This is a genomic window from Clostridium brassicae, assembly GCF_026738875.1.
Taxonomy (GTDB): Bacteria; Bacillota; Clostridia; order Clostridiales; family Clostridiaceae; genus Clostridium_H; species Clostridium_H brassicae.
This window is the reverse complement of record NZ_JAPQFJ010000001.1, coordinates 1-14,210: the sequence shown is the minus strand read 5'-3', so window position 1 is coordinate 14,210 and position 14,210 is coordinate 1. Positions and strand designations below refer to the sequence as shown.

10 protein-coding genes and 1 pseudogene are annotated in these 14,210 nt (G+C 29.2%); 2 read left to right on the top strand and 9 right to left on the bottom strand.

The genetic code is table 11. From position 1 onward, the window contains the following. The first annotated feature begins 184 nt into the window (after window positions 1-184). Entirely contained in the window at window positions 185-829 is a 645-nt protein-coding gene (locus tag OW729_RS00055; RefSeq protein WP_268059369.1) for a TIGR01906 family membrane protein, read from the top strand. Between the two features lie 73 nt (window positions 830-902). Here the strand turns inward: OW729_RS00055 and OW729_RS00050 are convergent, their stop codons facing one another. From OW729_RS00050 to OW729_RS00040, 3 genes are all read right to left on the bottom strand, one after another. Further along, window positions 903-1,607 (bottom strand): TVP38/TMEM64 family protein, encoded by a 705-nt coding sequence (locus tag OW729_RS00050; RefSeq protein WP_268059368.1) that lies wholly within the window; start codon window positions 1,605-1,607, stop codon window positions 903-905. A 339-nt stretch (window positions 1,608-1,946) separates the two neighbouring features. Next, a complete protein-coding gene (locus tag OW729_RS00045) occupies window positions 1,947-3,431 on the bottom strand; it encodes a 4Fe-4S dicluster domain-containing protein (RefSeq protein ID WP_268059367.1) in 1,485 nt (494 codons plus the stop codon). Window positions 3,432-3,642: 211 nt separating this feature from the next. Continuing rightward, window positions 3,643-4,521: a DNA-3-methyladenine glycosylase family protein gene (locus tag OW729_RS00040; RefSeq protein WP_268059366.1), complete on the bottom strand. Its 879-nt coding sequence runs from the start codon at window positions 4,519-4,521 to the stop codon at window positions 3,643-3,645. A gap of 362 nt (window positions 4,522-4,883) precedes the next feature. On the opposite strand from OW729_RS00040, the gene OW729_RS00035 reads away from it, so the two are divergent. Next, window positions 4,884-5,390 carry an NUDIX hydrolase gene (locus tag OW729_RS00035; RefSeq protein WP_268059365.1) on the top strand — a complete coding sequence of 169 codons (507 nt, stop codon included), beginning with the start codon at window positions 4,884-4,886 and terminating at the stop codon, window positions 5,388-5,390. A gap of 468 nt (window positions 5,391-5,858) precedes the next feature. Here OW729_RS00035 and gltA read toward each other — a convergent pair whose 3' ends face one another. The 6 genes and pseudogenes from gltA to OW729_RS00005 form a co-directional block, all read right to left on the bottom strand. Beyond that, a complete protein-coding gene (gltA, locus tag OW729_RS00030) occupies window positions 5,859-7,247 on the bottom strand; it encodes an NADPH-dependent glutamate synthase (RefSeq protein ID WP_268059364.1) in 1,389 nt (462 codons plus the stop codon). Beyond that, the gene (locus OW729_RS00025) at window positions 7,247-8,149 is read right to left on the bottom strand and encodes a sulfide/dihydroorotate dehydrogenase-like FAD/NAD-binding protein (RefSeq protein ID WP_268059363.1); all 903 of its coding nucleotides are present in this window, start codon (window positions 8,147-8,149) and stop codon (window positions 7,247-7,249) included. The genes gltA and OW729_RS00025 overlap by 1 nt, the downstream gene beginning before the upstream one ends. 293 nt (window positions 8,150-8,442) lie before the next feature. Continuing rightward, the gene (locus tag OW729_RS00020; RefSeq protein WP_268059362.1) at window positions 8,443-9,828 is read right to left on the bottom strand and encodes a GntP family permease; all 1,386 of its coding nucleotides are present in this window, start codon (window positions 9,826-9,828) and stop codon (window positions 8,443-8,445) included. Between the two features lie 246 nt (window positions 9,829-10,074). Then, window positions 10,075-11,622 carry an acyl CoA:acetate/3-ketoacid CoA transferase gene (locus OW729_RS00015; RefSeq protein ID WP_268059361.1) on the bottom strand — a complete coding sequence of 516 codons (1,548 nt, stop codon included), beginning with the start codon at window positions 11,620-11,622 and terminating at the stop codon, window positions 10,075-10,077. Between the two features lie 304 nt (window positions 11,623-11,926). Further along, window positions 11,927-13,654, bottom strand: a complete 1,728-nt coding sequence (locus OW729_RS00010) for a sigma 54-interacting transcriptional regulator (RefSeq protein WP_268059360.1) — start codon at window positions 13,652-13,654, stop codon at window positions 11,927-11,929. 448 nt (window positions 13,655-14,102) lie between these two features. Then, a pseudogene (locus OW729_RS00005) lies at window positions 14,103-14,210 on the bottom strand (electron transfer flavoprotein subunit alpha); the annotation flags it as partial.

Here is a 14,210-nt window from a genome sequence, read left to right as displayed (position 1 = left end):
ATAAATAGAATTTATCTATTAATATTATCCAATGCTAACTTTAATTACAAATCTATTATTCCTTATTAGTAAGAAACTATTAATAAAAGTTCATTTATCACGATTATTATTTTAAAAGTTGTCCATAATTATAAAAGAATTTTTAATTATATGTTTTGCTAACTAAAATAGTGAGGTGATATTTTTGAAAAAAATATCAATAAAAAATACTTCTGTTTTACAAATAGTACTCACTCTATTTACCGTACTACTAATCATCAGCATAAATATAAAGGTGGTAGTAAACTTTAAACCACTTTATTATATAGATATTAAATCTCTTGATATTGAAAAAAACGCCAACTTAAATATTGACGAAATAAAGTCAAACTATAATTATGTAATAGATTATATTCAAAAACATAAAATAGAAGAATTTAATTTACCTACATTAAATTCTTCTATCAATGGAAAACTTCATTTTCAAGATGTAAAAAGTATATTTAATAAAATAGATTATCTTTTACTCATATCTATTTTTATAGTATCTAGTTATTTATATTTTATAAAAAATAAAAACTACATATTTTTAAAGTGGAGTTATAACATCTTATTTTTTATGCATTTACTGCTTATACTATCATTTTTATTTGATTTTAGTAAAAGCTTTAATACATTTCATCAACTTTTCTTTAGAAATGATTATTGGGTTCTCGATGCAAATTTAGATCCTATAATTAATATTATGCCTGAAACCTATTTCCTTCACTGTGCTATTTTTATAATAGCTTTAAATATAATCTCAGCTATTATAATTTACATTTTACATAATTTCAGAAATAATTCATGATAAGAAAGATATACATTTATATCTTATTCTAAAATTTTAATTTTAATGATAAAAAATAAGTTAATACATTGTATTACTCTTTTTTACGATGGGCCATTAATCTTTTTATTATTGCATCCCCTTTTAACAATCCTAAAATAAAGAGTGCACTCATTGTAACTGCTATAAATATAAGTAGTGGCATATTGCCAGTAAATATCTTAGCTCCAAAATAAGCTGAAATAAATATTCCTGGAATTCTACCTATAGAAGAATATATTGCAAAGTCCTTTAATGATATATCTGACACTCCACAGATATATCCAAATATATCCTTTGGTAAGCCTGGCAATAGATACAATAAAAATATTATAATTTTTTTACTACCAGCTTCTAATATTTTCTCAATAAAATTGAACTTATTTTCAGAAACAATTTTTCGAACAAAAGGTTTACCAAATTTATTAGCTATCAAATAAACTAAAATACTTCCAGTTGTAATTCCTGCAAAAGAAATTATACTTCCTAAAACTGTTCCAAAAACATATCCGCCTGCTATTTGAACAATCTCTCCAGGGATAAAGAACGCAACAACTTGTATTACTTGAAGAGCAAAAAACACAAATACACCGTATTGTCCATAGGACATTATATAATTTTTAAGTTTTTCAGGATCTTTTGATATAGAAAAATATTTATAATAATACTCATATCCGGAAATTGCAAAAAATATTAGAATAAGTATTAATATTATATACCCTTTATATTTTAATATTTTATCTTTAATAGTTTTTAACATGATTTCTCCTTACTATTCTTTAATATAATTGTTTTGTTTTAAATAAATGAACAATATAACTAATATGTAGATATGCTGCTTTATAATTATACAATTCTTAACTATGTAAATAGTTTTTAATATTTGTTTGTTTTTATTCCACTTATATTTATTTTATTATTAGCTTAATAAGTAATTCATAATCAAATATAAAAATAAAAGGCACCCACATATTATTATACATGAAAGTACCTTTTAACTTCTTTTTTTATTATTAATTTTTTCTTAAAATTACATTATTTATGACTTTATTTTTTAAATTAATTTAAAAAATAATCCGGATTAATATTTTTGATAACCCTATTTATTTAAGTCAATATCTTTAAACTCTTCTAAATTATTGTTCTCTACTATATTTTGAGCTTTAGCCTCTTTACTAAACTTGCTTAAAGGCATTTTTGTTTTCATTTGAGAACAAATTGTACCTGCTCCCCCTATACATCCACCTTCACACATCATACCTTCTATAAAGTTCCCAGGTAATTTACCATTTTTAGCAAGAAGCATGTACCTTTTTAAATTTTCATGTCCACTTATTTTGACTGGTTTGAATTCAACTTCTATTTGTTTATCTTTTATAATATTTTCAATTGCAGCAGAAAGTCCACCGCCTTGTGCAAAACCTCTTCCATAAGAAGAAGCATCCTCTATTTCAATGTTGTCACATTCTTCTAAATGGATATTATATGCTGATATTATTGCTGCTAATTCTTCAAAAGTTAAAACATAGTCTGCTATACCTTTAACCTCTTCTCTTCTAACCTCCATTTTCTTAGCAGTACAAGGTCCAATAAACACAACCACAGCATCTTTATCATTTTTCTTTATCATTTTAGCTGTTGCTATCATTGGTGAAACTGTACTAGATATATTTTCTACTTGGTCTTTAAATTTATTTTCTATATAAGCTACAAATCCTGGACAACATGAATTAGTCATATATTTATGCCCATCTTCAATTCTTTCAACAAATTCCATAGCTTCATGTACCGTAACAGCATCAGCACCACATGCAGCTTCTACAACATTTTCAAAACCTACTTTATTAAGAGCATCTTTAATCTGACCAACTGCTATCTTTGGGCCAAACTGTCCTGTTATTGATGGTGCAACTATAGCATATACTTTCTTATCTGATTCTAAATTTTTAATCACAGGAACTATATAACTTTTATCTGATATAGCTCCAAAAGGACATGCTTCCATACAAGCTCCACAGTTCACACATTCTTCATCCTTTATCATAGCTCTTCTATATTCATCTATATCTAGTGCCCCAGTAGGACAAACTTTCTTGCAAGGTCTCATAACTTCTGATACAGCATTGTAAGGACATGCTTTTTTACATAATCCACATTCTTTACATAAATCCTGATTTATATATGCCTTACCATTAATTCTTGTTATCGCCTTAGCAGGGCATACTTCCATACATTTATGTTGTATGCACCCTCTACATACTTCTGTAATAGTATATTTATTTATAGGACAAGTGTCACAAGCCGCTTGTATTACATATAGTATTTGATCGCTATCGTCTTTTGCTGGTATATATCCACCGTTATCTCCATTACTTACATATCCAGCTGCAAGTTTTGCTCTCTCTTTTAATATAGCCCTTTCATGATAAACACAACATCTATACGTAGGCTTTGTTCCTGGAATAATCTTATAAGGAATAGCATTTAAATTTTCATCACTAAGTTTGTCTTCTATTGCCAATTTAGCTACTTCTGTTAGAACTTCATACTTTAATTTTTTTAATTCTGTTTCAAATAAATTCATTATTTTACCTCCATCTAAAGTGGTTACTCTGCAATTAACTGTTATATAATTAACTTCAAGTTATTGTTTATAAATCACTAATTTTTTTCAAATTTCTTTAATATAATTATAACAGATTTTTATAGATAATGTAACAGTAAATTACTATAACAGATGGTAAAATAATATTATAACAGTTTAAATTTTATTACTGTTTCAAAGATTCTAAATATTATATCCTTATATTATTTTCCCTAGCATAATAAAATAAGTATTGTTGAGCAAAGCCTGATAATTCTCCAAATTGACCTCTCCCAAAATCTCTTATTTTTTTCAAAGATACATCTGGTGCTAAATAAAAATGTTGCATAGCTCTTTTCACCCAAACATCAACTGGAAAAGCAGAATATTTATTCATTGAAAATAACATTATACAATCTGCTACTTTGGGTCCTACTCCACTAAATTTTTGTAATTCTTGATGACATTTGTCATCGCCTAAATTTTTAATATAGTTAATAGTCATATCATTTTTTAAAATTCCATCTACTGTGTTTTTTATATACTTACCTCTAAATCCTGTACCACATGCCTCAAGTTCTTCTATAGTACAGTTCTTAATTTCTTCTATATCGGGAAATGTATAGTATGTCTTACCTTTGTATTCAACAGGCTTACCCCATCTCTGTGAAATATTACTTATAACTTTTTTAATCATAGGAATTCTATTATTAGCAGATATTATAAAAGAAATTAATATTTCAAAAGGTTCCTGCTGTAGAAGTCTTATACCCCATCCATATTCTACCGCTTTTTTTAGAAGTTCATCTTTGCTCAAAATTTGTTTTATAGAATCATAGTCCCTATACAAATCAAAATAGTTAGACCATATATTCTCAAATTCATCCTCTGTTGTGTTATATAGAATAACATCATTGTCTATCTTTTGTACTTCTATAACTTTACCAAAAGCAACTCCTATGTAATTTCCATTTTCTTCTTCTCTCCATCTAAAACATTGTCCGCAATCAAATATATGATTTAAATTAAAATTTTTTACATCCTTTATTATTACACCATTCTCAATTTTTTCTATATAATTAAATTCCATATCTTCACCTCTAAATTTTTATATTATTAGATGAGGATTTTGTATAATTCCTAAACAGATAGTTATATGCAAATTCCTCATATATTAAATAATTTTTAGTTATTAATAATAATTATTATACTACACATTTAACTTATAATAAAATAATATTACTATATTTATTGTTAACTCTAGTTTTATTATTTACCTTTAGTATTATAATATATATAGTTATTAATTTTTTCGCCTATTTCTATCTTTATTATACAAATTTATTAGAAATGATAATTATAAATATAAGTAATTAAAAATATCTAAAGTAATATTTACTTAATCCAGATACTTAAAATAACTATATAAAATTAAGAAGGAGAAGAAAATAAATGAAAGATAAATTAGTTTATAACGGTTGGTTAAAATTATACCATAGAGAAATAGATGGAAAACTCTATGATATAATAAAAAATTATGATGCTGTTTCCGCAGCTATTATTAATGAATTTAATGAAATATTACTAGTAAAACAATTTAGACCTTCTATTATGGAATATACTCTAGAAATTCCAGCAGGATGTTTAGATGTCTCAGGAGAAAGTATAGAAGATTGCTTAATAAGGGAAATAAAAGAAGAAACCACTTTAGCCATTTCTATGGATTCTTTAGAAAAAATTGTTTCATACAAACCTATGATGGGATTTAGTGATAGTATTATGCATCTTTTTAAAGCCTCCTTAAAAAGATCTTCTCTTAAAAATAATATAGTAGATGATACTGATGTAACCGAAGTAATGTGGATGCCTTTTAATGAATTTGAGAAGAAAATAAAAGAAGGAATAATATGTGATAGCAAAACAATAATGTCATACTACTACATAAAAGCATGTTCATAACTTAAAAATGTTGCGTCGCAACATTATTTTAGAGAATAGTGAACAGAGAATAGTGAAGGAGGATTTTCCTCCTAGTGTCAGAAAATCTTTGAATTAAATAAAAGAATAAGCTCATAATGAAAAATTAATTTTTCATTATGAGCTTTGTTGTTAATCTAAATAAAAGAGCTGATAAGCCCTTAAAAGCGGTAGCTGGTATAAATTATAACAAAGTTTTAGATTAAACGGCTCTGTAAAAAGAAATTTCATTCTATTGTTCTACATTTAATTGAAAATTATATAAACTTAATCTTTAAAATAAACATTTTACAAATTATAACCCATAAAGGAATTTTAAACCTAAAAAGCCTTCATTAATCTGAAGGCTTTTTTAACAATTTAAGATTTTGTCTAAAACAAAATCCTCCTTTACTATTCTCTAATCACTATTCTCTGTTTACTAGAAAAATGTTGCGTCGCAACATTATTCTATTGTTTATTATTTAAATATTCATCAATTGCTTTTGCAGCTTTTTTACCAGCTTCCATTGCAAGTATCACAGTGGCTGCTCCTGTGACAGCATCTCCCCCTGCATAAACTGCATCTTTAGATGTTTTTCCAGTATCCTCTTCAGCTATTATGCATTTCCACTTATTAACATCCAATCCTTCTGTTGTAGCTGGAATTAAAGGATTTGGCGAAGTACCTAGTGACATTATAACCGTATCAACATCCATAACAAACTCTGAACCCTCTTTAACCTTTGGTCTTCTACGTCCAGACTCATCTGGTTCTCCAAGTTCCATTCTTACGCACTTCATTCCTTTAACCCATCCATTTTCATCAGCTATGATTTCTACTGGATTAGTCAGTAAATCAAAAATAATTCCTTCTTCTTTAGCATGGTGAACCTCTTCTAATCTTGCTGGAAGTTCTTCCTCTGATCGTCTATAAACTATATGAGTTTCAGATCCAAGTCTTAAAGCTGTTCTAGCTGCATCCATAGCAACATTTCCACCGCCTACTACGGCAACTTTTTTTCCTATTTTTACCGGAGTTGCATATTCCTCTTTATATGCTTTCATTAAATTCACTCTAGTTAAGAATTCATTTGCGGAGAATACCCCATTAGAATTTTCTCCAGGTATACCCATGAATTTTGGAAGACCAGCTCCTGAGCCTATAAATACAGCTTCAAACCCTTCTTCTTCCATTAATTTATCTACATTAGCAGTTCTACCAACTACCACATTGGTTTCTATTTTAACTCCCAAGCTTTTTATATTTTCAATCTCTGCTTTAACTACTGTTTCCTTTGGAAGTCTAAATTCAGGAATTCCATAAACCAATACTCCGCCTGTTTCATGAAGAGCTTCAAAAATAGTTACATCATATCCTTTTTTAGCTAAATCTCCTGCACAAGCAAGACCTGCTGGACCACTTCCTATTACTGCAACTTTTTTATTTTTTTTAATATCTGTTTGAGAAAGATCTACATTATTCTCTCTTGACCAATCTCCTACAAATCTTTCAAGTTTTCCTATAGAAACAGCTTCTCCTTTTATTCCAAGAACACACTTACCTTCACACTGAGTTTCTTGGGGACATACTCTTCCACAGACCGCCGGAAGTGAACTGTATTTTGCTATAACTTTAGCTGCTTTTTCAAATTCTTTTTCCTTTATATGTTGTATAAAAGTTGGTATATCTATTGAAACAGGACAGCCCTTCATGCATAAAGGATTTTTACAATTAAGACATCTACTAGCTTCTGCTACAGCTTCATCCTCTGTATACCCTAAACATACCTCTTCAAAGTTCTTAATTCTTTGCTTTGGCTCTTGTTCTCTTACTGGTATTTTCTTCATTCTATCCATTATTCTTCACCTCCGCAGCATCCACAACCTTTATGATCATGATGATGGTGATTATGCTTTTCTTCCTCTTTAAGTTTCTCTCTTCCTTCTTCACTCTTATACATAGCTTGCCTTCTCATAGCTTCGTCAAAATCTATTAAGTGTCCATCGAATTCTGGCCCATCAACACAAGCAAATTTAGTCTCATCTCCTACTGTTACCCTACATGCTCCACACATTCCAGTACCATCAACCATTAAAGGATTCATACTTACTATTGTTTTTATTCCATAAGGCTTTGTAGTTAAACATACGAATTTCATCATTATTATAGGACCAATTGCTACAACATAATCATATTTTTTTCCTTCATTATCAACTAAATCCTTAAATTTATCTGTTACTAACCCCTTAAATCCATACGAACCATCATCTGTAGTTACATAAACATTATCTGCTACAGCCTTCATCTCATTTTCTAATATTAACATTTCTTTATTTCTTGAACCCATAATAACATCAGACTTCATGCCTTGCTCATAAAACCACTTAACTTGAGGGTATACCGGTGCTGCACCTACACCTCCAGATATAAATAACACCTTTTTATTTTTTAATTCTTCCTTGTTCTCTATTAAAAATTCAGATGGCTTTCCTAACGGACCTACAAAATCTTCAAAATACTGTCCTTCCTCATACTTAGCCATTTCCATAGTTGAAGAACCAACTGCTTGAAATACTATGGTAACTGTACCTTTATTCTTATCATAATCACATATTGTAAGGGGAACCCTTTCTCCTTTTTCATTCATCTTTACAATTACGAATTGCCCTGGATTAGCCGCCTTTGCAACTCTAGGAGCTTCTATATCCATAAGATATATATTTGGCGCCAAAACCTCTTTCTTAATAATTTTAAACATTCTCACACCCCATATCATTCTACAAAATTTTGAATATATTATTTATAATTATTCACTCATCCTCTATCTCATTATTTACTATTATAATTAATAAAAGCACACTCGTAAAGGTAAGCTTTTGTAAAAACAGCTTTTTCAATGCAACATACAAAATAGGAACCTGAATAACCTAATCAGATTCCTATTTTCATAAATTTCATTATTTTCTATATTTATTTAATATTCTATATATTTATTAAAGGATGTATATTCTAAATATTTTTCATATTAAATATTTATTCTAAATTTTTGCTCTAAACTATACCTATACTTGCACATATCAATACAATAACAAGGGTACATAACGGAATTACAACTGATACCATTCCAATATCACTATATGATTCTTTATGTGACATTTGACAAATTCCAAGCAATGTTATAACTGCTCCATTATGTGGTAATGAGTCAAATCCACCACATGATATTGTTGCAATTCTATGAAGAACTTGTGGACTTATACCAGCTGCTTGAGCCATTTCAATATATTGTTTTCCCATTAATGATAATGCTATAGCCATACCGCCTGATGCAGAACCTGTTATGCCTGCTAATACGTTAACTGATATTGCTTCTGCAATTAAGGGATTACTTGATATTCCAAGCATAGCATTTTGTATAATAGCAAATGCTGCTAGAGATTTTATAACATTTCCATATCCAACTTCTGATGAAGTATTTATAATTGCTAACAATGAACCTATAGCTCCTTGGTTACAGCTGTTCTTAACATCTTTTAACCTTTTTAAATTAGATACTATAGCAAATATAATTGCGATTAATAATGCTAATATTAAACTCCACATACCTGAAACATCTGATAGCTTAGTTTTATATTCTGCTAAATAAGATGAATCATAAGAAGCTCCTCCAAAATAATATCTTGAAAATATAAAATTTAAAACTAGTACTAATACTATCGGAATGATAGATATTATAAAAGATGGTAATTGAGATACGTCCATATCTGAAACATTTTCACCTGGATGATCTCCATAGCCTTCTCCTGCTTTTCTAGCTTTATTAGCTCTATTAGTTAACCAAAGCATTGATACTGTTAACATTATAGCTGATGCTATCAATCCTAATACTGGTGCAGCATAAGCATCTGTTCCAAAGTACGGCATTGGAATAGCATTCTGTATTTGTGGTGAACCTGGTAATGCTGTCATTGTAAAACCAAAAGAACCTACTGCAATAGTACCTGGAATTAATCTTTTCGGTATATCTGCTTCTTTAAATAAAGATACAGCTATTGGATATATAGCAAAAGCAACAACAAACATTGAAACTCCACCATAAGTTAAAACTGAACAAGATAAAGCAACAGCTAACATAGCTTTCTCTTTCCCTAATTTTTGTGCGATTGTATGTGCAATAGATTTAGCACATCCTGTGTCATCCATTATTTTACCAAAAATAGCTCCTAACATAAATACAGGGAAATATTTTTGTGCATATCCAGCAAAGGATTTCATAAATACTTCTGTATATGTAGCCATTATATGTGCATCTGCACCAGCTCCCATGAATGCTGCAAATAATGCTAAGACAGGTGCTAATACAAGTACTGTTATTCCTCTGTAAGCTAAATACATAAGTAATATTAAAGATATTACAATTCCTATAACTCCTAACATTTTAACTCACCCTCCTACGCTTTTGTTTTTTTATGTTATCATTCTCTAGATAACCTTAGTCTTCTAGAGAATGATTTTTTGACATTAAGTTTTTTTACTTTGTAAGCTTTTGTTTTTTGTTTGTAAGTTTTATTTGTTATTTGTAAGTTGTAAGTTTATTTGTTTATTAATTTGACAAAATTTATTGTGTTTTTTATTTTTATTTTTTATTTTGTAATAAGTTTGTTTGCATATTGTAATAAATAATTATTCAAGTCCCATTAATTCTTCTTTAAATATTCTTTCATCCATTAGTTTAAGATTTTCTGAAACTATTGGTTTAAAGTCCATTTTTCCTAATATATCTTTTTCTAAATCAACACCTGGTGCGATTTCTGTAAGAACTAATCCTTCTTTTTTTAATTCAAATACTGCTCTTTCTGTTATATATAATACTGGTTGTCCAACTTCTTGAGCATACTCAGCACTAAATGTAATTTGTTCTACATCTTTTATGAACTTATTAACTTTTCCTTCTTGATTTATGTGTAATTGTCCATCACCAGTAGATACTCTTAAACCACCTGCAGTAAATGTTCCACAATATATAACTTTTTTAGCATTTTGAGTTATATTAATAAATCCACCACAGCCTGCTATTTTAGGTCCAAATTTACTAACATTTATATTACCTTTTTCATCACATTGAGCTAAACCTAAGAAAGCAACATCTAATCCGCCTCCATCATAGAAGTCAAATTGATATGGTTGGTCTAATATAGCTTCTGCATTTGTTGATGCTCCAAAGTTAGCACCACCTGCTGGAACTCCTCCAATTGGACCTGCTTCAACAGTTAATGTCATTGTATCTCCTATACCTTCTTCATTAGCTACTGCTGCGACCCCTTCTGGAACACCTATTCCTAAGTTTACAATAGCATCTTTAGGAAGTTCCATCGCTGCTCTTCTAGCTATAATTTTTCTTTCATTCAGCGACATTTTTTCAACTGAACTTAGTGGAATTCTAGTTTTTCCACAGAAAGATGAATCATATTTTTCCGCAAAAGTTTGTGAAGCTTCTGGGTCTACTACAACAGCATCTACATATATTCCTGGAATTTTAACTAGTTTAGGATCTAGACTTCCATTTTCCACTATTCTCTTTACTTGCACTATAACCTTACCACCTGAGTTTTTAGCAGCTTGAGCCATTGAAAGAACTTCTAATGTAGCTGCTTCTTCTTCCATGGTTACATTTCCTTTTTCATCTGCATATGTACCACGAACTAAAGCGATATTTACTGGTCTTGCTTTATATAATAGACGTTCGTTTCCCTCAATATTTATAAGTTTAACTACATCTTCATCTTCTTTTGCAAGATTATTTATTTTTCCCCCATCAAGTCTAGGGTCTACAAAAGTCTTTAGTCCCACATGTGTAATTGTTCCTATTTTTCCAGCAGCAATATCTCTAAATAATTGAGAAATTGTTCCTTGTGGAAGATTATAAGCCGCTAATTTGTTTTCCAATGCTAACTTTTGAAGCTTAGGCGCAAGATTCCAGTGTCCACCTATAACTTTTGTAATTAATCCTTCGTGTCCTAAACGATTTAATCCCTTATCTTTTCCATCACCTTGTCCAGCAGCATACATTAAGGTTAAGTTTTTAGGTGTTCCTTCTTCTAGAAATCTTTTTTCAACACCAGCAATAACTGTGTCTGGGTGAGCTATACCTAAAAATCCACCTGTTGCTACTGTGTCTCCGTCTTTAATTAATGCAACTGCTTCTTTAACAGTTTTTACTTTTGTAGCCATATAAAATTCCTCCTCTATATAATTGTGAAATTTTTATCCATGATTACGTTTATTTATATAAGCAATATTTATGCCAAAATATCATATATATGTATACACCAGTGTTATAGAGGGATTGAATTCATATTTTGCCTATACCATATCCTTGTTTGATATTTATTTAACTATGCACAATGAAAATGTCTTGTTTTTAAGACACTTTTGTCACATATAAAAAAATAATGTAGTAAATTCCATACATATGTCGATTTAAAATCAATATATGTATGAAAACTACTACATTATTGTATAAATTATTACAAATTTATATTTCAACCTTATGTTTATTCATTTTTTCATAAAGAGTACTCCTACTTATATTGAGGATCTTTGATGCTTTAGTTTTATTACCATTACATATTATCAAAGCATTTACTATAGCGTGCTTTTCAGCCTCATTTATAATACTATCTAAGCTTTCAATTTTGTCATTATTAGTAATCATTCCTGTTATACTTGAAGGTAAATGTTCAGGTAAAATTTGTTCTTTATCTTCCACTACATTTATCGCTCTTTCAAGCACATTTTCAAGTTGTCTTATATTTCCTTCCCATCTGTAATTTTTTAAAAATTCCATAGCTTTTATAGAAATACCATTAACTTTTTTATCTAATTTATTGCATAACTTATTAATTAAAAAAACAACTAGTGGAATAATATCTTCTTTTCTTTCTCTTAAAGGAGGTATATTTACCTCAACTACATTAAGTCTATAATATAAATCTCTTCTGAATTTTCCTTCTTTCACCATAGCCTCTAAATCTCTATTAGTTGCTGAAATAATTCTTATGTCTATTTTTTTTGTTGTATTTGATCCTATTCTCTCAACTTCTCTTTCTTGAATTACTCTTAATAACTTAGCTTGCATGTGAATAGGCATATCTCCAATTTCATCTAAAAAAATTGTTCCTTTATCTGCTAACTCGAATTTTCCTATTTTCCCTTCTGTTTTTGCTCCTGTAAAAGATCCTTTTTCATAGCCAAAAAGTTCTGATTCTAAAAGCTCATTTGGGATAGCAGCACAATTAACCTTAATAAAATTTTTACTTGAACGCTTGCTTTCATTGTGTATTGCATGAGCAAATAATTCTTTACCTGTACCACTTTCGCCTTTAAGCAAAACGCTGGATTTTGTTCCTGCTGCTTTTTTAGCTAAGTATTTAGTTTTTTTAATAACATCACTGTCTCCTATTATATTATCAAAAACATATACAGCTTCGCTTATTTGCTTTTCCTCTTTATTTTGGAATTCCTCCTCTATCTTATTTATTTTATTATAAAATAGATTATAATTTCTGGTATCTCTAAACAATACATTAGCTACAGCTCCTACAACTTGTCCATTTTTTACTATAGGTATACGAGTAGTTATTATATATTTATCATTTATTTTTTGAAGTTGCGTACTTTCTGGTTTCCCACTTTTAACTACTCTATGCATTCTTGTATTGTCTATAACTTCAGTTACATGCCTTCCTATGGCATCCTTCTGATTTACTCCTAGATATTCTGCGTAGGATTTACTTATAATCGTAATAATACCTTCTTTATTAACCGCTACAACTCCGTCATAAGCTCTTTCTAGAATTGTTTCCATTTCCTTTATATACTTGTTATTATTCTCAAGTTCTTTTGCAAGTTTATCATAGTTTAAATCTTCATAAATAAATATAATGGTGCCTATATCTTTATTTTTATAACTTATTGGTTGAATCTTTATTTCAACCTTTACATCATTAATCTCCACATGATTTTTGCATTTGTCAATTGAATATCCTTTACTAAAAATCTCTCTACTTTCAATTTCAGGATATATGTTCAAAATTTTTCTTTTTAAGTTTTCCTCAGAACCTTCCTTGCAAATGTCCATACCTTTTTGATTTACCCTAACAATTTCACCCTTAAAATCTAAAACTATAATCCCTTCCTTCACATTCTTTAAAATAACATCAAAGTTTTCAAGAAAATCATCAATAAAACACCTTTCTTCCATAGTATTTATAACGCTCACCCCTACATAAATAAAATATCTTACATATATTATTTTATCAATTTTAAAGTTATAAATCACTAACAATATACAAATATATATTTTTCTTAAAAAATAAGAAGTCGCATATTAATACACGACTTCTTCAAAGCTGTTTGTTTATATGTAGTTAGCATTTCATATTAGACTAAGAGTCCTCTTTACCCGATGTGTACTGCCATTAGTTATCAAATTTTGCAACTTGGATAAATTGGCAGTACAACCCTGGATAATGGTTTCTAACCCTCATTAGGGATTAACATCCCTTATGAGACTAAGAATCCTATTTATCCGATGTCTACTGCCACTAATTATCCAATCCTTTATAGCTTTGCATAAACTGGCAGTACAACCCTGGATAATGGTTTCTAACCCTCATTAGGGATTAACATCCCTTATGAGACTAAGAATCCTATTTATATGATTTAACTTGAGCTACTAATTCAGGAATTACTTTAGTTACATCGCCAACTATTCCTAAATCAGCAACTTTCATTATAGCTGCATCAGCATCTCTGTT

Excerpts from the sequence above, each read along its gene's own strand:
- OW729_RS00020 (WP_268059362.1), bottom strand. The coding sequence starts at position 9,828 with ATGTTAGGAGTTATAGGAATTGTAATATCTTTAATATTACTTATGTAT.
- OW729_RS00015 (WP_268059361.1), bottom strand. The coding sequence starts at position 11,622 with ATGGCTACAAAAGTAAAAACTGTTAAAGAAGCAGTTGCATTAATTAAA.
- OW729_RS00010 (WP_268059360.1), bottom strand. The coding sequence starts at position 13,654 with ATGGAAGAAAGGTGTTTTATTGATGATTTTCTTGAAAACTTTGATGTT.
- OW729_RS00045 (WP_268059367.1), bottom strand. The coding sequence starts at position 3,431 with ATGAATTTATTTGAAACAGAATTAAAAAAATTAAAGTATGAAGTTCTA.
- OW729_RS00050 (WP_268059368.1), bottom strand. The coding sequence starts at position 1,607 with ATGTTAAAAACTATTAAAGATAAAATATTAAAATATAAAGGGTATATA.
- OW729_RS00040 (WP_268059366.1), bottom strand. The coding sequence starts at position 4,521 with ATGGAATTTAATTATATAGAAAAAATTGAGAATGGTGTAATAATAAAG.
- OW729_RS00025 (WP_268059363.1), bottom strand. The coding sequence starts at position 8,149 with ATGTTTAAAATTATTAAGAAAGAGGTTTTGGCGCCAAATATATATCTT.
- OW729_RS00035 (WP_268059365.1), top strand. The coding sequence starts at position 4,884 with ATGAAAGATAAATTAGTTTATAACGGTTGGTTAAAATTATACCATAGA.
- gltA (WP_268059364.1), bottom strand. The coding sequence starts at position 7,247 with ATGGATAGAATGAAGAAAATACCAGTAAGAGAACAAGAGCCAAAGCAA.